The sequence below is a fragment of the Clostridium sp. ZS2-4 genome (assembly GCF_026719745.1).
Classification (GTDB): Bacteria; Bacillota; Clostridia; order Clostridiales; family Clostridiaceae; genus Clostridium_H.
This window is the reverse complement of the sequence record NZ_JAPPRQ010000018.1, coordinates 1-19,400: the sequence shown is the minus strand read 5'-3', so window position 1 is coordinate 19,400 and position 19,400 is coordinate 1. Positions and strand designations below refer to the sequence as shown.

20 protein-coding genes are annotated in these 19,400 nt (G+C 27.4%); 5 read left to right on the top strand and 15 right to left on the bottom strand.

The window, feature by feature from the left end; translation table 11 throughout:
* Nucleotides 1-276 precede the first annotated feature (276 nt).
* The 5 genes from OIO11_RS03800 to OIO11_RS03780 form a co-directional block, all read right to left on the bottom strand.
* Nucleotides 277-954 carry a hypothetical protein gene (locus OIO11_RS03800; RefSeq protein WP_268070038.1) on the bottom strand — a complete coding sequence of 226 codons (678 nt, stop codon included), beginning with the start codon at nucleotides 952-954 and terminating at the stop codon, nucleotides 277-279.
* Nucleotides 955-972: 18 nt separating this feature from the next.
* The gene (locus OIO11_RS03795; protein WP_268070037.1) at nucleotides 973-1,563 is read right to left on the bottom strand and encodes a hypothetical protein; all 591 of its coding nucleotides are present in this window, start codon (nucleotides 1,561-1,563) and stop codon (nucleotides 973-975) included.
* Nucleotides 1,564-2,479: 916 nt separating this feature from the next.
* Nucleotides 2,480-2,686, bottom strand: a complete 207-nt coding sequence (locus tag OIO11_RS03790) for a hypothetical protein (RefSeq protein ID WP_268070036.1) — start codon at nucleotides 2,684-2,686, stop codon at nucleotides 2,480-2,482.
* A 54-nt stretch (nucleotides 2,687-2,740) separates the two neighbouring features.
* Nucleotides 2,741-3,232 carry a hypothetical protein gene (locus tag OIO11_RS03785; RefSeq protein ID WP_268070035.1) on the bottom strand — a complete coding sequence of 164 codons (492 nt, stop codon included), beginning with the start codon at nucleotides 3,230-3,232 and terminating at the stop codon, nucleotides 2,741-2,743.
* Between the two features lie 203 nt (nucleotides 3,233-3,435).
* Nucleotides 3,436-3,708 carry an SHOCT domain-containing protein gene (locus OIO11_RS03780; protein ID WP_268070034.1) on the bottom strand — a complete coding sequence of 91 codons (273 nt, stop codon included), beginning with the start codon at nucleotides 3,706-3,708 and terminating at the stop codon, nucleotides 3,436-3,438.
* A 1-nt stretch (nucleotide 3,709) separates the two neighbouring features.
* Between OIO11_RS03780 and OIO11_RS03775 the strand changes: the two genes are divergently transcribed.
* Nucleotides 3,710-3,847 carry a hypothetical protein gene (locus OIO11_RS03775; RefSeq protein ID WP_268070033.1) on the top strand — a complete coding sequence of 46 codons (138 nt, stop codon included), beginning with the start codon at nucleotides 3,710-3,712 and terminating at the stop codon, nucleotides 3,845-3,847.
* Nucleotides 3,848-3,971: 124 nt separating this feature from the next.
* Here the strand turns inward: OIO11_RS03775 and OIO11_RS03770 are convergent, their stop codons facing one another.
* A complete protein-coding gene (locus tag OIO11_RS03770; protein ID WP_268070032.1) occupies nucleotides 3,972-4,610 on the bottom strand; it encodes a hypothetical protein in 639 nt (212 codons plus the stop codon).
* 514 nt (nucleotides 4,611-5,124) lie between these two features.
* Between OIO11_RS03770 and OIO11_RS03765 the strand changes: the two genes are divergently transcribed.
* Nucleotides 5,125-6,477: a DNA primase family protein gene (locus tag OIO11_RS03765; RefSeq protein WP_268070031.1), complete on the top strand. Its 1,353-nt coding sequence runs from the start codon at nucleotides 5,125-5,127 to the stop codon at nucleotides 6,475-6,477.
* Between the two features lie 710 nt (nucleotides 6,478-7,187).
* Here OIO11_RS03765 and OIO11_RS03760 read toward each other — a convergent pair.
* From OIO11_RS03760 to OIO11_RS03750, 3 genes are all read right to left on the bottom strand, one after another.
* On the bottom strand, nucleotides 7,188-7,472 hold the full coding sequence (locus OIO11_RS03760) for an HNH endonuclease (RefSeq protein WP_268070030.1): 285 nt from the start codon (nucleotides 7,470-7,472) through the stop codon (nucleotides 7,188-7,190).
* The gene (locus OIO11_RS03755) at nucleotides 7,450-8,067 is read right to left on the bottom strand and encodes a hypothetical protein (protein WP_268070029.1); all 618 of its coding nucleotides are present in this window, start codon (nucleotides 8,065-8,067) and stop codon (nucleotides 7,450-7,452) included. Before OIO11_RS03755 ends, OIO11_RS03760 begins: the two co-directional genes overlap by 23 nt.
* 70 nt (nucleotides 8,068-8,137) lie before the next feature.
* Entirely contained in the window at nucleotides 8,138-8,287 is a 150-nt protein-coding gene (locus OIO11_RS03750; protein WP_268070028.1) for a Lin1244/Lin1753 domain-containing protein, read from the bottom strand.
* 303 nt (nucleotides 8,288-8,590) lie between these two features.
* On the opposite strand from OIO11_RS03750, the gene OIO11_RS03745 reads away from it, so the two are divergent.
* Nucleotides 8,591-8,920 carry a helix-turn-helix domain-containing protein gene (locus OIO11_RS03745; protein ID WP_268070027.1) on the top strand — a complete coding sequence of 110 codons (330 nt, stop codon included), beginning with the start codon at nucleotides 8,591-8,593 and terminating at the stop codon, nucleotides 8,918-8,920.
* Between the two features lie 205 nt (nucleotides 8,921-9,125).
* On the opposite strand, the gene OIO11_RS03740 is transcribed toward OIO11_RS03745, so the two are convergent.
* Nucleotides 9,126-9,284 carry a hypothetical protein gene (locus tag OIO11_RS03740; RefSeq protein ID WP_268070026.1) on the bottom strand — a complete coding sequence of 53 codons (159 nt, stop codon included), beginning with the start codon at nucleotides 9,282-9,284 and terminating at the stop codon, nucleotides 9,126-9,128.
* A gap of 228 nt (nucleotides 9,285-9,512) precedes the next feature.
* Here OIO11_RS03740 and OIO11_RS03735 point away from each other — a divergent pair, with 228 nt between their 5' ends.
* A complete protein-coding gene (locus tag OIO11_RS03735; RefSeq protein ID WP_268070025.1) occupies nucleotides 9,513-11,159 on the top strand; it encodes a recombinase family protein in 1,647 nt (548 codons plus the stop codon).
* A 264-nt stretch (nucleotides 11,160-11,423) separates the two neighbouring features.
* Here OIO11_RS03735 and OIO11_RS03730 read toward each other — a convergent pair whose 3' ends face one another.
* The 5 genes from OIO11_RS03730 to OIO11_RS03710 form a co-directional block, all read right to left on the bottom strand.
* A complete protein-coding gene (locus OIO11_RS03730; RefSeq protein WP_268070024.1) occupies nucleotides 11,424-12,446 on the bottom strand; it encodes a LacI family DNA-binding transcriptional regulator in 1,023 nt (340 codons plus the stop codon).
* A 126-nt stretch (nucleotides 12,447-12,572) separates the two neighbouring features.
* Nucleotides 12,573-14,192, bottom strand: a complete 1,620-nt coding sequence (glgP, locus tag OIO11_RS03725; protein WP_268070023.1) for an alpha-glucan family phosphorylase — start codon at nucleotides 14,190-14,192, stop codon at nucleotides 12,573-12,575.
* Nucleotides 14,193-14,601: 409 nt separating this feature from the next.
* Nucleotides 14,602-16,731 (bottom strand): DNA helicase RecQ, encoded by a 2,130-nt coding sequence (gene recQ, locus OIO11_RS03720; RefSeq protein ID WP_268070053.1) that lies wholly within the window; start codon nucleotides 16,729-16,731, stop codon nucleotides 14,602-14,604.
* A gap of 391 nt (nucleotides 16,732-17,122) precedes the next feature.
* The gene (locus OIO11_RS03715; RefSeq protein ID WP_268070022.1) at nucleotides 17,123-17,326 is read right to left on the bottom strand and encodes a hypothetical protein; all 204 of its coding nucleotides are present in this window, start codon (nucleotides 17,324-17,326) and stop codon (nucleotides 17,123-17,125) included.
* Nucleotides 17,327-17,458: 132 nt separating this feature from the next.
* A complete protein-coding gene (locus OIO11_RS03710) occupies nucleotides 17,459-18,571 on the bottom strand; it encodes a D-alanyl-D-alanine carboxypeptidase family protein (RefSeq protein ID WP_268070021.1) in 1,113 nt (370 codons plus the stop codon).
* Nucleotides 18,572-18,757: 186 nt separating this feature from the next.
* Here OIO11_RS03710 and OIO11_RS03705 point away from each other — a divergent pair, with 186 nt between their 5' ends.
* Nucleotides 18,758-19,276 (top strand): DUF2953 domain-containing protein, encoded by a 519-nt coding sequence (locus tag OIO11_RS03705; RefSeq protein ID WP_268070020.1) that lies wholly within the window; start codon nucleotides 18,758-18,760, stop codon nucleotides 19,274-19,276.
* The last annotated feature ends 124 nt before the right edge of the window (nucleotides 19,277-19,400 follow it).

Genomic DNA, 19,400 nt, shown 5'->3' with positions numbered 1-19,400 from the left:
ATGTTTGTGTGTCTATACTTGAAGCTCAGTAACTACGTAGTGGGATTTATTAGTGTGGTGAACACCAAATACCTATTTTTGCACCCTCATACCCCATAATTGCTAATCTCTTTTTATTTATATTGATAAATTTATTATTGGACAAAGCTCTTTAGCTTGTATTACTCACTTTGATTTCTGCTAAAAAACAGTAAAAAACATATGCTTATTAAATTTATAAAAGCATGTGCTTTTTTATATTTCGGGTTTTCCGATTTATTGCAGTGCTTTTTTCAGTTATTTTAAGCCAGAAATTCTATCTTTTCTAATAATTTTAACTTCTATCAGAGGGTGCATTTTGTTTTCTCTTCCTTCTACCATGTATGAAACATATTTATAACTATCATCATAAAAAAATTTAGAATATCTAAAGGCATCAATGATGTATTTAAAATCAACATTATCTACATCAAATACATAAGGTGAATATAATGTGAAAATAATTAGCACTGCATTTTTCCCATAGTTTGGTTTCACTTTTAATCGCTTTATTCCTTCCAATGTCAACCTAAGAATTGCATGTTTTACTTTTATAAATTCTTTTATAGAGCTAAAATGGAGGAAAGGGACAAAGTCCAATTTCATATGAAAAATCTCATTTTCGGGATCAAACTCACACTTTGGTATTACTGGTTCTAATACAGAATCAACAGTGTCATCATCATAAGGCATAATCTCATTAACAGCATAAAAACTTTCTAAAAACTTAGCTTTAATGTATTCAGTTTTAGCACAGAAATCATGATAAAATAATAAATCTGCTTTGTTTTTTATAGTTAAAACAGGTTTAGAATTTATTTTTTCAAAAGCTTTAATTAATTCAGCATTTTCATCCCAAACAGTAGCAAAAAAGCCACTTCCAAGAGTTTTATCTTTCCTTAATAATCGCAAATCCAAGTCTTTTTCATTGTACATAACAACATCCCTTTCAATTTACATTTTTATAAATTTTGCCATACAATCTAATATATTTTTCTTTACTTGTTGTTCTTCTTTAGAAGTTGATTCACCAGGTTCCTCATTTTGTTTAGGTGTAGCATTGTCCATTGTTGATTTAACAACGGGTTCTTGATGTTGTTCAGACATAGAGTTATCAACTTCTACAACAGATTTTACTGGAGCTTCTTCATTTTTCTCAGACGTAGGATTATCAATTTTTATAGTAGGTCTTATTGTAGCCTCTTTATTACTTTCAACTGTAGCTGTATCAAGCTTTACAGTGGGTTTTATTGCAGTTTCTTGATTAGGTATAGATTGTTCTTTTACTTCTATTTTTTCGCTTTCCTGCATTTTTTCTACTGTTACAGGTGCTTTTGCTATTAAAATATCTAATTTCTTGTTAATATCAGCAATATCTGCTGCCAAGTATTGATTATTGTCTTGATTATTAATAGCTTTTAGAATACATTCTTTAATAAATTCAGTTTTATTTGAACACTTAGACTTAGAAAGAGCTTCCAGTATCAATGCATCTTCTTCATTATCTTCATAACACTTAAAACTGAAACTAAAACATTCTTTCATTTACACCAGCCTCCTGCATTTATATATTAAAAGGCTAAAAAAAATATAAAAGCTATGATTTTTTCCTATATTACAAGCAAAGATTACAGAGTATAATAAAATACAGTATAGAGTCAGGAGTATCAATACTTTATACTGTATTACAATCTTATATTACAGAACATGGTTTAATATATTGTTAAATTAGCTATGTCAATGCTTTATCTTATATTACGAAAAAAGATTACAACCAAAGATTACAGAAACCTTTGAAATATACCTTAAAGTATTGGTATTGCTAGAGTATATCGGTATTACAGAGCATTTTAAACTGATGTGCTGTTTAGAGATTATTCAAAGTTAACATTTTGCGTATTACAAGCAAAGATTACAAAGCATAATAAAATACAGTATAAAGTCAGAAGTACCAATACTTTATACTGTATTACAATCTTGTATTACCATATGTGGATTAATATAGTTTTAAACCAGTTATATCAATGGTCTATATAGTATTACAGGAAAAGATTACAACCAAAGATTACAAAAGCCTTTGAAATGCACCCTAGAACGTTGGTATTACTAGGTTATCATAGTATTACAAAGTATTTTAAACTGATGTGCTATTTTAGAGATTATTGAAGATTAACATTTTCCGTATTACATGAAAAGATTACAGAGTATAGAAAAATACAGTATAAAGTCAGTAGTATTAGTGCTTTATACTGTATTTCATTCTTGTATTACAAAATATAACTTAATATAGCTACAAATCAATTGTATCAGTGGTTCATCCAGTATTACGGGAAAAGATTACAAATAAACACCTCAAATTCTCTTGGATTCATAGAATTTATTTTTCTAATCATATCAAAATATCCATATTCTGAATTTCGCCATCTCAAATATAAGATGAATTATTTCATTTATTTACTTATTAATCATAAACTACTTTTATTTCTTCTGTATTTATAAATTTAGAATTTTTACATTGTCCAATATAAAAACTATTATGTCCACAATCTTTAGCCATAATCATTCCTTTATTTATAACTTCCTCTTTACTATCAAACATTTCAACGCTTCTAGTTAGCCATTCTCCATTTTCTTTAAATAATGGATGAATTGTATATACCCACTTCATATTTACCCCCTGCATTTATATAAGTTTCCCACTTTATATTCAACATATTCAACTTTAAAATTCTACATACCTATTATTTTCTTCACTCCAAATATATACCCCTTCTTTTACTACTATGATACCACCATTATCACCATTCCAAGCATACATTTGTCTATCTTCATAAGGTATTCCTTCACTAATACAAGCTTCATTTATTTCTTCTTCTACATCTAATATACTAGCTAATTTTGTATCTTCATTAGGCTCATTCAGTAATCCTATTAGACATTCCTTACCTTCAATAGACCAATCATCTATGCATACATAACATAATTGTGACATATGCCTTCCTGACACTGAAATAGGAGCATTATTATTAATTTTAATAGTATAATATAATTCAGTTTCACCATTTTCTATTAGATAATAATCTCCATGCATATCATAAATAATTCCTTTATGCAAAGTATAGTCATCATCTAATATTTTTATTGTTGTATCTTTTAATACAATAACCTTAGCATCTTCATTGTTAATTGCATACTCGTCTAAAATATTAATCATGTTTTATTATCACCTCTTTATAAGTCCTCAAACATCATATTTAATATAAGTCTAACTTCTTAACCAAACAACTTTATTCCTTTTAATTTATAAAATTCCATTAACTACAATTATACATTCCAAAGTTGATTTTTATCAATATTGAAGCTTAAATTTATTCAAAAAATAAGGGCTGCTATGCCCTTTATTATCTTACATAATTTTTACATTTCATCTAACAACTTTCTTTTCTTCTCATTAAATTCTTCATCAGTTATAATATCTTTTTCTTTTAAATCTGCAAGTTTCTCAATCTTAAAATAAATATCCTCTTGGCTGCTATTAATATTTGTATCAGAACTTTGTTTATATGCAATATTAAATTCTTTCTGAGAAATTAATTTCAAAAATACATCATATGATTCTGAACTAAAAAATGAATATTTCTCTTGTGTATCTTTTTTTATTGCTAGTATAGTTTGACGATTATCAACCATTTTGGTTTCAATTTTAATTTCTTTTCTACTTCCAACTAAAGCCCCTACTTCACCTACTATAGCAGCTCCTGCTATTGCTCCAGCAACAGAACTACCTCCACCACTAACCTCTGATCACCTTGTCGTGAAAAAAACATAATATCATCAATCCACCAATGTAATTTATCAATAGTTTGTTAATATATCAATTATTTTTCTAAAAAGTAGCACATTTTTAATAGTTAGTGCATAATTATACCTATAACACGTCTAATAATCTTAAATTATCTTATCTCACATTCTTCATTAACGAATTCATATTCTTTACTTGCAACCAATTCCATTAGCTTTTTTACAAATTGAGTAGAAACTAATTCAGTAATCTCTTTTCCTTCAGTATTTAAGCCCTCTATATGAATAATATCAATATTACTTTTCTTAGCTATTTGTTCAGAAATTGGAGTATGAAATGAATATTTATTTGTTTTATAAAACAAATAGTAATTTTTAGTTTCTTCTATCTCAATAATATCTATAAATTCAACATAATCACCAACCTCTTTATCATAGTACCCATTTTCGTATACAGCTTTATCACTCAAATTTTCAAATTCTGGTTCATAATCATAATATCTTATACGATGTTCTCTTTTGATACTTTCTTCATGTATATAAATAGGCTTTAAAAGAGTGCATAAGAGTATATCTTTCTGTGAGTAATATTCTTTTTCCTTTTCTTTATATTTTTCAACACTTTTAAAATATTTATCATATCTACTACTTTTTCCTTTATAATAGTACTCTTGTTTTTTATCTCTGCAATTTTTTGCTCTCTTATTTATTGAATAAAGTGCCAATTCTAACATTTCCATAGTTATAATTCTTTTTTTTAAATTATCAGTGAATATTTTTGAAGTTCTCATAAAGAAACTCCTCCTTTTTTAATTTACCCTTAAATTTAGGCATTCTATTAGGTACTTAAAACTTACTTATTCCATATTTCATTTAAAAGTAAAATCAATTTTCCCCATATTTTCCACTCCTTTCTTCATAAACTTTTATATTGTTGTATTTATATACCAAGTAATTTAAAAAAATATAAAAATTATAAGTTACTTTTTTTATTTTTTTGTGAAATTGTTTATATATTTAATAAAGAAAACAAAAAGTTACTAATTTATCATTTAAGTAACTTTTTTGTTTTCCTTTTATTTTGATAAATTTTCAAGGTAATTTTAATGTCAAAAAATTAAATTTTGATGAATCTGCTTTAGGATCAATCTCAAAAATAGTTGTTCATAAAAACTTAATATTTTTTGCTAAAAAATTACGGTTATTTTTTATATTTTTTTTATAAATTTGATATTTACATCTATCTTTAAGAAATATTTTAATCTTAAAGTAAATTATTTCCTACAAATAAGGAGGCAAATTATAATGAAAATATATGATTTGAATGACTATGGTAATGGTAAAAGATTAGTGGATAAATATGGAGAGTGTATACTATATGTAAACGAGTGGGATCATTGGTTAGTTTATAATAAAACCAGATGGGAAAAAGACCAGTTTGGACAATTAGAAAGAATGGCAAAATCTATAATAGAAGAAATTAGAGAAGAAGGTGAAAATGAAATTGATGAAAATAAGAAAAAGGTGAAATTAAAAGCAGTAAACAGATTTGGAAATATGAAAAGTATAAAGGGAATGATAGCATCTGCAGCATCTGAGGAAAAAGTAAGAATTTCTAGCGAAACCTTAGATAAAGATAACTATTTAATAAACTGTAAAAATGCTACAATAAATTTGAAAAAAGATATTTCTTATAAAAACACTCCTGAAAATTATATAACTAGGATGACAAATGTAAACTATACCTCAGGTGCACCCTGCCCTAGATGGGAAAAATTCATAGATGAAATAATGGGTGGAGATAAAGACTTAAAAGAATTTATACAGAGAGCAATTGGCTACAGCTTAACAGGAAGTACTCAAGAACAAAAATTATTTATTTGTTATGGAAAAGGAAGTAATGGTAAAAGTATTTTATTAGAAATACTAAGACTATTATTAGGAGACTATAGTTGTAATATAAAGACGGAAAGTATTCTATTAAATAGAAGTAGCACTAGTGCAAATCCAGATATAGCAAAGCTAAAAGGTATAAGATTTGTAACTTCACAGGAAATACAAGAAGGTAAAAAATTAGATGAAGCTTTAATAAAAGAAATAACTGGTTCAGATACAATTACAGCTAGATTTCTTTACAAAAATGAGTTTGATTTTAAACCAGAATTTAAATTATGGCTAGCTACAAATTATAAACCAGTAGTAAATGGAACTGATGATGGTATATGGAGAAGATTAATCTTAATACCATTTAACTGTACTTTTACAGACAAAAAGGGTAATAAAGATTCTAACTTATTAGACAAGCTCAAAGAAGAGTTATCTGGAATTTTAAATTGGTGTATAAAAGGGTACAGATATTGGGAAAAACATGGCTTAAACGAACCAGCTATAATCAAAACAGCAATAAATGAATATAAAATAGAAATGGATATTCTGGAACAATTTATTGCAGAAAAACTAATTATAAAAAGTAATGCAACAATTAAAAACAGTAGATTAGTAGAACTGTATAATACGTGGAACAATTCTAATATTAGTACACAAGCCTTTGGAAAGATTTTTAAAGAAAAAGTTGCAGAATTAGGGCTTAGAAAAGAGCGTAAGAACTATGGATTTATTTGGATTGGAATTGGAGAAGTAGATACTATCCATAATTAAAATTCATTAAGTAATTTAAGTGTAGAACATAAATTTTGTTATACAAATGCCCCTAATAGGCTAATTATCTTATTTTCAAGTAATATAGTGTATAGGTGTATATATTTACAACAGTTTTATAAAAAGATTAAACTGTAAAAGAATCATCATGACATTATATTGCAGGAAAAGTTTATATTTTTACTGCACCTATACACTTTTAAGCTGTAACTGGCTTATATTAAGAGTTTCCCCGTGTATATAAGTTTTTTAAATTATGCACTTATATACCATTTTAGTAATGCTACAAATACAAGTAATACCGTTATCCTTAATATAAAAATCTATCATAACTACATCTTATAAATAACTATGGATGTTACGACTACTATAATTATTATATCTTTTAACAGTATAAAATTAGTATGATTTATAACCAAACTATTTTTTACGTATTCGTATGAACTACAACTTCCTTCTTATTTATAACAGTTTTAAAGTTTTTCATTATACTTATAGTTTTTTTATCTAAATTATTTAACATTTTTATCATACTCCTCTACACATTATTTAAGAAAGAGATAGTACAGCTATTTTAACTGTACTATCTCTACACATCTAAGTATTAATAATTTTAAACACTTACCAAGCCTTGCTCTTGCCGTACCAATTACCTAACCAGGCCGCATCCATACCCAACCCCGCCTGACCGCATAAAATTTATATTAATTCTACCAAGTAAGCTTTCGCCAATTGGCAGGAATTAAACCTTTTTTTAATGCTCTTGCTGTCATTCCCCTATGTCTAAAATCTCTTCGCAAAACATGGCATTTTGGACAAAGTGTTCTTAAGTTTTCCATATTATTACTTCCTTTTTTTCCACTTGTTATGTGGTCAATATGACATTCTTTTAAGCTTACCTCTTTTTTACAGTGCACACATTTTCCTTTATCTCTTTCCCATACTTTTCTGCGAGTTTTATTCCAAACACTTCTAGGCTGTCGTTGTCTTGGCATCTTTATTATCCTCCACAATTTTAAATTCTTTTACAGTAAATCTCCCCATACCAATGTTCCTACCATCACCTAATCCACAATAATTTCCAGCATCAATGATAATAGCTTCTATTAATTCTTTACTAATCAAAGTACAATCCCAAGCTATCTTAAATTCAACTTTCCAACCATATTTTGCAGCTACTCTATATCTTATATTTCTTCCTCTTGTACTTGGATTTTTAACACTTCTAATATCTAAATATACATCTTCATTTTTATCCTTGGTAAGTTCATTTTCCTTTGGAAGATATCTATCTACTAAAATAATGTTATCTAATACTTGTAAAGTTGCAGTAACTGTAGTTTGCATTGAACTTCTACCATTTTTAGTATATTTTCCTCCTTCTCTTATGCAAGAAAAAATACTTTGTGGCAATAAATATAGCTGATTATTCTCTGTTATTAATACAGTTTTCTTCCATTCATTAGGATCATTACCTTTAATACCACTTCTTTTAACCTTTGCATCTAAAAGCTCCACATTAAAACTATTCCAAAATAATGGTCTTGTGCCTTCAATACTTACACTAGCTTTTAAAATATTATTTGTCATTCTTATACAACTCCTTGTCCGTATAGAATTTTTTCAAAAGATAAATTATCCTTGTCAGCATTGTTTTTTCTTATGCCTTCATCAGACATTCTAATAGAATAAAGTAAAAAGCATAACCATCGTCGCCATGAACTGCTCTAAGACCTTCTACTCTTTCATCATTACTAGCATCACAATCATGTGGAAAGTAATCCATTCCTAATTTTTTAGGCCTTGCCATGATATCATCTCCTATATTTTAATTTTTTTATAAATATGGTAAAATAAAATTATTAATTATGTTTTAGAATAGTTTAATTTGATTTAAGAACAAATATTGCTTTAATTGAGTTAAATAATTTTTTGTTGTGTTAATTTTTATAAACTATGTAATAAGTATACGCTCAAATATGAGTTATTACAAATTAAAATTAACTCATATTTGAGCGTATAACTTGAAAATCTTAATGTTTATAAAGATTTTAATTAGTTTTCTATAAAATTCATTCATTTTTGAATGATTTATTAAAAAAGGTGGTCAAATATGAGTATGTTAGGTAATAATATAAAGACTTTAAGAGAAAAGTACAACCTTTCTCAAGAACAATTATCCAAAAAAACAGGTATTTCAAGGAGTAATATTGGAAAGATAGAAAAAAATCAAATTTCCCCTTCTGTTGATGCATTAGTTAATTTAGCTAACTTTTTTGAAGTTTCTACAGATGTTCTTTTAAATGAAAATAATTTTGAGGATATTGACATAAAAACAGATGTTTTATCTGAAGAAGAGAAAAACATTATCTATTTAATAAGAAATGTTAGTGATGAAGATAAAAAATTAATATTAAAATTTTTGAACAAATTTAAAGAATAAAAATAAATTCTTTGTTAATCATACTTGCCATATCTAGTAGCTCCCACTACATCACTCAACGTACTTTCACTATCAACTTGTTAACTACCTTAGCCACTAAAAAGAACTTTAATGCAAACAAAAATTTTGATCATTAAAGTTCTTCATAAAATTTTAAGTCTAAATACTATTTTTAGTATTTTTTATTTTTATCATTGTTAATAATTTACAATTTTAAAATTAGTTCCTCAATAGCTTCTCTTGATAGTTCTTTATACAAATAATCGTTTAATCCCTTCATAGCTTTCTCTTGTATTTGTTTATCTACTTCTTCTTTACTAATATCTTCTGGATACTTAATTTTAACACTTAATATTTTAGCCATTTACTATACTTCCACCCTTATATATAAATTAGCTTAATATTCATGATATGTTTTGTTGCAACTATACGTTACTTAAATTTATTAAGCTTAAATTTATATATAAAAAAGCAAAAAAAAATATAAAAAAACACATAAAGATTTGATTAAATTTTTTATAAACGGTAAAATAAAAATAATCTTATTCAGTTAGATTTCAAGTATTTTAAATACTATGAAAGGTGGATTTTTATGGTATCAAACACAAAAAAAGTTATAGCTATATATGCTCGTAAATCTCTCTTCACAGGTAAAGGAGATTCTATTGGAGCACAAATATCTGAGTGTAAAAGATTTATAAATTATAAGTTTGCAAATGTAGAACATGAAATTAAATTATTTCAGGATGAAGGATGGAGTGGAAAAACAACTGATAGACCAGAATTTTCTAAAATGATAAAATCCTTGAAAAACAAAGAAATAGATTATGTAATAAGTTATAAACTGGATCGTTTAGGAAGAACAGCAAGAGATCTTCACAACTTTCTGTATGAATTAGATAAGTCAGGTATAATCTATTTAAGTGCTACTGAATCATATGATACAACAAATAGTACTGACAGATTTATGATTTCTATTCTTGCTGCTATGGCACAAATGGAGCGTGAACGTTTAGCTGAAAGAGTTAAAGTAACAATGATGCAGTTAGCTAAAAAAGGTCGTTGGTTAGGCGGTCAAACGCCTCTTGGTTTTAATTCAAAAAAAGAAATTTATATTGATGATACTGGAAAAGAACGTCAAATGATGCAGTTAACTCCTAATAAAGATGAATTAAAAATAATTCAGCTTATTTATTATAAATATTTAGAACTTGGAAGTATGAGTCAAGTTAGAAAATACTGTCTTGAAAATAGTATTAAAGGGAAAAAAGGTGGAGATATATCTACTACTACTCTCAAACAAATCTTAACTTCACCTATTTATGTAAAATCTTCTAAAAAGATAGTTGACTATTTAGAAAATCAAGAAATTAACGTTTTTGGTGTACCTAATGGCAATGGTATGTTAACTTTCAATAAAACTAAGGAAATACGAATTAAAAGAGATAAGTCTGAGTGGATTGCTGCAGTTGGAAAACATAAAGGTGTAATAGATGATAATGTCTGGCTAAATATACAAAAGCAGTTACAAGAACAATCTGAAAAACAAATAAATAGTTCTGGTAGACGAGGTACATCTCATACAGCTTTATTATCCGGTATTATTAAATGTGCTATATGTGGCAGTAACATGGTAGTAAAGGCAGGACATAAAAGCAAAAAAAATCTTGGAACTACTTACAGCTATTATGTATGTAACAAAAAAAATGATTCTTACGGTCACAAATGCGATAATAAAAATGTACGGGTAGATGAAGCTGAGCAAGCTATTATAAGTGAACTAAAATTATATAATAAAGACGTACTTATAAAGAATCTTAATTGTTCTTTAAAGGAATCTGTTGAAGATAAAAATATTAATATTACAAATAATATTGAATTACTGAAAAGCAATATAAAAGAAAAAGAGAAATCTGTTTCTAATCTTGTTAAAACACTCTCTCTTACTGATAATGAAAATACCTCTAAGATAATTCTAGATGAAATAACTAATATTAACAATGAAATTGATGAATTAAAGCTAAAATTAGAAAAAGAAAATATAAAAAGTAATGAAGTCATTATTACTAAAGTAGATATAGAAACTTATATTAAAGAATTAGAAAATTTTAATAGAAATATAGATATAATAAAAGATCCTATTCAAAGAAAAACACTTTTGAAATCTATAGTCAAAAGCATTGAATGGGATGGTGAACATCTAGAAATTATACCTTTAATAGACGCTAAAAAAAAATAGCGTCTATATTGGAAAACAAATGCAAAAAGTCGTCTTTTAAAACAGGAAGGACAGTATTCAGTTCCCGCATCAATGCAATCTATTATCTCATACTTCATATTTTTGCCTCCCTTAACCACTATACTATTAAAATATTTTAATAGTATAGCTTTTGTTACAGCCATAACAACAAAAAAAGAAAGACAAGAGGCTTTATTTTCTTGCCTCTTGTCCAGTAAAAATTTTATACAAATATAAATATATAAATATATATTTAATAAAGCCTTACACATTCATTTTAGCTACTGAGTTCCTGTGAACTATTTCTGTATCTATTATTTTTTTGCTTGCTTTAAGCTTTTCTTTGCCTTTTATCTTTTTGAAAAGAATTTTAGCTGCATGAAATCCAAGTTCATATGCGTGAACTTCTATAGAAGTCAGCGGCGGCGATGTAAGTTGAGAAATATATATATTGTTGAAGCTTATTATTGAAACGTCCTCTGGAATTTTAACTTTCTTTTCACTTGCAGCTTTCATAGCACCTAGTGCAATCAGATCATCGGTTATCAATACGGCAGTAGGAGGATTTTTTTGATTTAGTATTTTCTTCATCCCTTCATATCCACCCTTTTCCATAAATTCACTTGAAACAATTATATCTTGATCTATAAAAATTGAATTTTCCATTAAAGCCTTTCTATAGCCTTCATATCTATCCATTGAAACAAGTAAATTCATTGAACCGTTAATAAGCCCTATTTTCTTATGCCCTTGATCTATTAGATAACTTACTGCATTGTACGCAGCTTTTATATTATCATTATCTACATAATTAATGTTGTTATCATCAATTGGTCGCCCTATTACAGAAAAAGGAATATCCATTTTTTTTAATTCATCAAGTATTGGATTACCTGTACTTGAATACATTAGAATTATTCCATCTACCATTCTTCCTCTTACAAGAGAATGTAAAGAAGAAATTTGTTCTTCTACTGTTTCTCCATTAGTCATAAGAACATAAAAATGCTCATTATATACCGCCTTTGTAATTCCTCTTAATGCTTCTGGGAAAAATGGATTTAAGAAAGTTATATCAGGAGAATTAGGCATTATAACCGCTATAGTCTTGGTTGACTTAGAAACTAGACTCCTGGCAATTGCATTTGGATGATACGACATCTCATTCATTATTTTTCTTACTCTTTCTTTAGTAGCATCACTTATTCTTGGATCATCTGAAATAACTCTTGATACGGTTGATGGTGCTACCCCAGCTTCTTTTGCAATTTCTTTTATAGTTACCATTTTGACACCTACTTATTTATATATAGTATAATACCTAATTATACTATAAAATTCATGACAAACAATTATTTCTTTTATTTATTGCAAATATCTAATAGATAACTTTTGCTGTATTAACTTAATATGTTATTTAATGTATAATTTATCATAATACTCTTTTATCATTCTATCCATTGAAAAATACTCTCTTGTAGTTTTAATACTTTGCTTCATCATTTCAATCCATTTTTCTTTATTTTCATAGTAGGTAGGTATTACTTCATTTAATAACACATCATACAAAGCATCACAATCATGTTTATCTAATTCTTCAACATTATCGCTTTCAAAACCATCACCAAACTGCCATCCGTTTATTTTATTCTGACAAGCCTCTGGCCACCATCCATCTAAAATTGAACAATTCAGTACTCCATTCATGGCAGCTTTCATTCCTGATGTACCACTAGCTTCCAATGGTCTTCTCGGATTATTTAGCCATACATCTGCACCGCTTGTAAGAGTTCTTCCAATATTCATATCATAGTTTTGTAAAAAAACAACACTATTCGGATATTTTTTTGCCATTTCCTCTAATTTGGAAACTATTTCCTTGCCAGTATCATCCAATGGATGTGCTTTACCTGCAAAAACAATTTGCACCTTTCCACTTTCAAGAAGAGGGGAAATTATTTCTTCCTTAGTAAAAATCAAATCACTCCTTTTATATGGAGCAGCTCTTCTTGAAAAACCAATTAACAACTTATCTACATCAAGCTTTACACCATTTCTTTCTTCTATAAAAGAAATAAGTTCTTTTTTATTCTCTATATGTGCACTCCATATATCACCATCTTCTTCATAAGCTTTAGTTATCTTATCGTCAACCCATGTAGGTACATGAATTGCATTAGTTATTCCTATAATTTCACTTCTTCCTGAGGTTGTCTTCCACATTTTATTTGCAGTATCTGCATGAAGCTGCGCCACTGCATTAGATTTTCTTGAAAGTCTTAAAGCAGCAACAGTCATGTTAAAAGGCTCTCCACCTATTCTTATCATTTGTTCTCTGTTTAAGCCATTAAAAGCCCCTACATATTCTAAACCTTCTAATGTGTGTGATTCATTTCCTTGTACAATTGGTGTGTGTGTTGTAAAAACAACTTCATCACGAGTTTTTTTCCATGCTTCTTCAAAACTACAACCAGATTCCATTTTTTCTTTTATAATTTCTAAAGCTGCAAGAACAGCATGACCTTCATTAAAATGATAAACATCTATCTTTAAACCAAGCTCTCTTAATAATTTTACTCCACCAATACCTAAAACTATTTCTTGAGCTATTCTTTCCTCCTTGAACCATCCATATAACTGTCCTGTTATCCATCTGTCTTCTGCATTGTTTTCAGAAATATCTGTATCTAAAAGATATAATGGATTATTTCCAAACTTTTCAGTTTTCCAAACTTTACAAACTACATCTCTATTTCTTACCTTTACAGTTACCTTTATCCCTGTATCTTCTAAAAAGTCATAAGTATAATTATGATAAGAATCATATACCTTTCCATCATCGCCAATATATTGATCGCTATAGCCTTGTTTCCATTTTATTCCTATACCTATCAATGGCATATTTGCATCCTTAGCTGCCTTAATATAATCTCCTGCAAGTATTCCAAGACCACCTGCATACAATTTAACACTTGATTCTAAACCATATTCCATACAAAAATATGCCACTGAAGGTACTTTTACATTATCCATTATACAAACTCCTCCTTTATTATTTAAACATACTCCTATGAAAAAATTTAAAATAATTTATGTATTACCACGTTTGTGCAAACGTTTGCTTATACAATAAGTATATCACGATTCTTCTATATTGTCACATTTTTTTTTAAATTTTCCATTTTAAAATCACTATACTTGTTTATCTATACAGTTAACATATANGTCGCCAATCACCAATCCCCAGAGTAAAGAAAAAAGATAAAAGCACTTAAGAACAATTAGATAAAAATAAATTAAAATAGACTTAAAGATAGATTATATCTACTTTAAGTCTATTTTGCTTTATTTTAATTTTAGTTTTGCATTAGCAAGACATCCTTCTCTAGTGACTGGGGATTGGCGACTGGTTACTAGAATAAAATTGTTACACAATTTTATTCTACTGTGCATTTTTATACTTACATATGACAGCTTTTATAGCATTGTAGTCTATTTCATTTGGCAGCAATTCTTTAATAGGTTTCAACCTCTCACAACCAGCTTCTTTAATTTTTGCCAATATCAATTCCTCATACTCTTTAGGAATTAATATATCCCAGTCTATTTCTATTCCTTCTAAACCGCATCTCATTATATGTTCTTTAACTGTATCTATCTTAATTCCTCTATGTTCTGCAATTTCGTTTAAATTTCTTCCTTCACTTAACATATTGAAGGTTATTACATGACTTGATATTTTTTCTTCATTTGTTACAAGTCCTTCTGTTACGGCTTTATCTTCAAGGTTTCTTAATTTATGCTGGTCATTATATTGTATTAAAGCTTGTAAAAATTCTTCTCCATATCTTTCAAATTTCTTTTCTCCAACACCTTTAATATTCAATATTTCTTCCTTATTTAAAGGTATTGTTTCACTCATTTCTTTTAGAGTAGTATCAGCAAATACAATATATGGAGGAACAGCCTCTCTTTGAGCAATTTCCTTTCTTACTTCCCTAAGCTTATCAAATAAGGAATTATCAATATGAACTTTTTCTTTTTGCTTATAAACCTTCTGCAAAACTTTTTGATTATTCTTTAGAACTTCAACTGCTTTATTTCTCAGCTTTACCACTGAAAACTCTTCTTCTGTAAGAGTTAAATATTCCTCTGCAATTAACATATTTATTATATCTTTTATTCCTTTTATGGTATAATTCTTCATTATCCCATAGGTTGACAGATTATGGAAATTCAAATTCAATATCTTTTGATTCTTTGAACCTCTAAGCACCTCTGCTACCATAGTAACTCCATATCTTTCTCTCATTCTATATATACAAGAAAAAATTTTCTGAGCATCTACAGTTATATCTATAAATTCACTATCATCATTACAATTACTGCAATTCTCACATTTATCTGCAATATCATTTTCTCCAAAATATTCTAAAATATATTTTCTTAAACACCTTGTAGTATGACAATAATCTACCATTGACTGCAGTTTTCTGTATTCATTCATTTTTCTTTCTTCAGTAAAAACAGTCTGTTCAATAAAAAATTTTTGAAGCATGGTATCTCGTGGTCCAAACAAAAGTATACATTCTCCACTTTCACCATCTCTTCCTGCCCTTCCTGCTTCTTGATAGTAAGCTTCAATATTTTTAGGCATATTGTAATGTATTACAAATCTTACATTGGATTTATCTATACCCATTCCAAATGCATTAGTTGCTACCATTATTTTTATATCATCATATAAAAAATGCTCTTGACTTTGTTCTCTCTCATTGTCACTCATTCCTGCATGATATTTTCCTACTGAATACCCTTTTTTCTCAAGTGAAGAATATAAATTATCAACTTCTTTTCTAGTTGCTGCATAAATTATTCCCGACTTATCCTTATTGTCTTCTATATATTTTAAAATAAAATCTTGTTTGTTTTCATTTTTCATCACTGAAAAAGACAGATTTTTTCTATCAAAACCAGTTATATAAATATCAGGGTTTCTTAAATTTAATAGTTTTACAACATCTTGTCTGACATCAATAGTTGCTGTTGCCGTAAAAGCAGAAACTACTGGTCTTGGATTAAACCTTTCAATAAACGGAGCAATAGCTCTATAGCTAACTCTAAAATCATGACCCCATTGTGAAGCACAATGAGCTTCATCAATGGCAATTTGTGAAACATTTAAAGTTTGAAAAAGCCTGTAAAAAGCTTCCACATCTAATCTTTCTGGAGCTACATATAAAAGCTTTAGCTCTCCTTGTGCTGCTCTATAGATTGTATCTCTTATTTCATTTATACTTTGAGTACTATTAATAACTCCCGCAGGTATTCCGAAACTATTTAAAGAATCTACTTGATCTTTCATAAGTGAAATAAGTGGAGAAATAACTAATGTAAGTCCATCCATTATAACAGCTGGTATCTGATAACAAAGAGATTTTCCTCCTCCTGTAGGCATAATAGCAAAAGTATCTTTTCCCACTAAAATACTTTCAATAATTTCTTTCTGTCCTTCTCTAAACTCAGTATATCCATAATACTTTTTTAGTATTTCTTCCATATTTTTTTGCATGTTTTCCTGCATTTTTTCCTCCTGATAAACTTGTACATTCTCTTATATTATAATTATAGACATTTACACAGTAATTAAACATTTTTAAACACATATATATTGCAATTATCAATATTCATTGCTCAATAATCAATTTATAAAAAAACTTCAACAAGATTTTTATTTATTGCAACTTATATATACAGAAATGTAACATTTAATTTTTCAAAACTTCGCCAACACAAAATATTCTTTACTATCATTTATTTTTAATTATAAACTATAATTAACTTTAAGTTTCAAAATTTATTGAATATAAACTACTTTTTTATTATAAGACATACAAATTAAAAAATAAATGCTTCTCTTTACATAAACAGAAGCATTTATTTCATAATACTATACCATATATTTATATGAATAATATTTCTAAAGATCTTAACTCATCTACTTTTACTTCTTTATCTAATATTTTAATACTTTTTCCACTAACTTTTTTTGAACTCATTAAAAATTTAATTAATTTTAAATAGTTGATACTTGAAATAATATTCTTAGTATCATTTTCATTTAAGACTTCTCTCTTACCAGTCTTGTAGTTGAGCACTAATCTCATTCCTATACCCCCATAATATATGCTACAATATAAATTATATTCATTACATATTTGAAAATATGTTACTAATATTAAAAATAAACAAGAGATAGATTGCAAATAGTTGCTTTCTATCTCTTTATATAATCATAATCATTTTCCCTTAAATAATTTTCCTATTACTTCTTTAAATGTTATAGGGGTATTGACATGTATATTTTCACCACATTTTAAGCTTTTACTGTAAATAACCTCTCCATTTTTATAAATTGATATTTTACCCAAATCATCATTTTTGCGCAAAGAATTCTTTATGCTCTTGGGTTTTATTATCTTAGTTTCGTAACTGTCACCTTTTTTAAAAGGTATTATTATATCTTCATCACATATTAAATTTATTTCTGTTTTTTCATTATGATTATACTTATCTACAATTTGTCCTTTACTTACAACTTTTTTAAATTCATAATTATCTTTTACATAATCATAGATTTTTTTTGTTTCATTCCATCTCTTATTGCAATTTAATACAACTATAATTATATCATCTTCACCCATATTTACAGAAGTTACCAGGCATTTTCCAGCATTTCCTGTATATCCAGTTTTCACACCATTAGCTCCTGGAATTTGATATAATATTTTATTTATATTATGATAACTTCTTGTAAAACCATATTCCTCAGCATCTACATCCTTTATACTGACAATTTGATTAAATAATTTATTCTCCTTTGCTTTTGCCGTTACTAATGCCAAATCATAAGCAGTTGAATAGTGATACTGACTGTCTAAACCATGAGGAGATTCAAAATGAGTGTTGGTTACACCTATCTCTTCAGCATATTCATTCATCAGTTTTAGAAATTCATCAACACTGCCGCACATTCCTTCTGCAATTGCTATGGCAGCATCATTTCCTGATCTCAACATAAGGCCATACAACAGTTCTCTAAGCGTTATTATATCTCCTTTTTTATAACCTACCTCTGAACCGTGAATATTAGCTGCATTGCTTGATATTTCAATTTCTTTATCTAAATTTCCGTATTTTAAAGTTACTAATGTAGTCATAATTTTAGTAGTACTGGCAATAGGAATTAACATATTGGAATTTTTTTCATATAAAACACATCTTGATTTACTGTCAATAGCAACAGCACTTCTAGCATCAATTTGCATAGGTTTTGCAATGACTGAACTAGCTAATATATTTATACTAACCAATATACTTATTAATACTGCTACGATATGTTTATTTTTCATATATAAAACTTCACCTGCCTTTCTTTTTATTCTTTTCAGAAATCAAATAAATACTCATGAAATGTTTTCCCATTATATTTATAAGCTGTTGAAAAAAAAATATTATGCTCCATTTTCATTCTTTTGTTATATTAATTGATTAATGTGTAAATACTAATAAATATTATTATTTATGGAGGATTTTATGTGATTTGGTTACTGATAACTCTTATATTTCTTTTTTTACCCTTACCGTTACTAATTACCATAGGTTATAAAACAAATACTCTATCTGTATATATATTTGGAATAAAATTATATCCTGGTAAAAAAAGCAATAAAAAGCTTTCAAAAAAAACTCACAAAAAGAAAAAAACAAAAAAAATTTCTTTAAAAGATTATAAAGAAATTTGGAATAAAATAACTAACAATCCATTTAAGCCTTCACTTTATTTTAAATTCAACATGATATATGGATTAGATGATGCAGCTAAAACGGCAATTTTGTATGGAACACTTTCTTCTTTGCCACCATTTTTATATAACTTATTTTCTTATTTTTTTCATACTAAAAAGTTTAAAATTGATTTTAAACCAATTTTCGAAAAATCCATATTAGAGTTTAAAATTAAAAGTATAATTTGGATAAATTTCGCTAAAATTATCTATATGAGCTTATTAGTCATTTTCACACTGAAAAACAATTTGAATAAATCACTAAACTAGATGATTGTAGAATTTAAAAAATAAAAATGTGGATAACTTTTAAAAATTCATTTGAAACTGTTCAAAAAAAAGGTACAACAAAAAGCCTTTTGATAAAAAGGTATGCGTAGCATGTAAGTTTAAA

Coding starts and splice junctions, on each gene's coding strand:
- OIO11_RS03800 (WP_268070038.1), bottom strand. CDS start 954: ATGTACAATGAAAAAGACTTGGATTTGCGATTATTAAGGAAAGATAAA.
- OIO11_RS03755 (WP_268070029.1), bottom strand. CDS start 8,067: ATGACAAATAATATTTTAAAAGCTAGTGTAAGTATTGAAGGCACAAGA.
- OIO11_RS03740 (WP_268070026.1), bottom strand. CDS start 9,284: ATGGCTAAAATATTAAGTGTTAAAATTAAGTATCCAGAAGATATTAGT.
- OIO11_RS03735 (WP_268070025.1), top strand. CDS start 9,513: ATGGTATCAAACACAAAAAAAGTTATAGCTATATATGCTCGTAAATCT.
- OIO11_RS03765 (WP_268070031.1), top strand. CDS start 5,125: ATGAAAATATATGATTTGAATGACTATGGTAATGGTAAAAGATTAGTG.
- OIO11_RS03795 (WP_268070037.1), bottom strand. CDS start 1,563: ATGAAAGAATGTTTTAGTTTCAGTTTTAAGTGTTATGAAGATAATGAA.
- OIO11_RS03785 (WP_268070035.1), bottom strand. CDS start 3,232: ATGATTAATATTTTAGACGAGTATGCAATTAACAATGAAGATGCTAAG.
- OIO11_RS03760 (WP_268070030.1), bottom strand. CDS start 7,472: ATGCCAAGACAACGACAGCCTAGAAGTGTTTGGAATAAAACTCGCAGA.
- glgP (WP_268070023.1), bottom strand. CDS start 14,192: ATGGATAATGTAAAAGTACCTTCAGTGGCATATTTTTGTATGGAATAT.
- OIO11_RS03730 (WP_268070024.1), bottom strand. CDS start 12,446: ATGGTAACTATAAAAGAAATTGCAAAAGAAGCTGGGGTAGCACCATCA.
- OIO11_RS03770 (WP_268070032.1), bottom strand. CDS start 4,610: ATGAGAACTTCAAAAATATTCACTGATAATTTAAAAAAAAGAATTATA.
- OIO11_RS03745 (WP_268070027.1), top strand. CDS start 8,591: ATGAGTATGTTAGGTAATAATATAAAGACTTTAAGAGAAAAGTACAAC.
- OIO11_RS03750 (WP_268070028.1), bottom strand. CDS start 8,287: ATGGCAAGGCCTAAAAAATTAGGAATGGATTACTTTCCACATGATTGT.
- OIO11_RS03790 (WP_268070036.1), bottom strand. CDS start 2,686: ATGAAGTGGGTATATACAATTCATCCATTATTTAAAGAAAATGGAGAA.
- OIO11_RS03780 (WP_268070034.1), bottom strand. CDS start 3,708: ATGGTTGATAATCGTCAAACTATACTAGCAATAAAAAAAGATACACAA.
- OIO11_RS03715 (WP_268070022.1), bottom strand. CDS start 17,326: ATGAGATTAGTGCTCAACTACAAGACTGGTAAGAGAGAAGTCTTAAAT.
- recQ (WP_268070053.1), bottom strand. CDS start 16,731: ATGCAAAAAAATATGGAAGAAATACTAAAAAAGTATTATGGATATACT.
- OIO11_RS03710 (WP_268070021.1), bottom strand. CDS start 18,571: ATGAAAAATAAACATATCGTAGCAGTATTAATAAGTATATTGGTTAGT.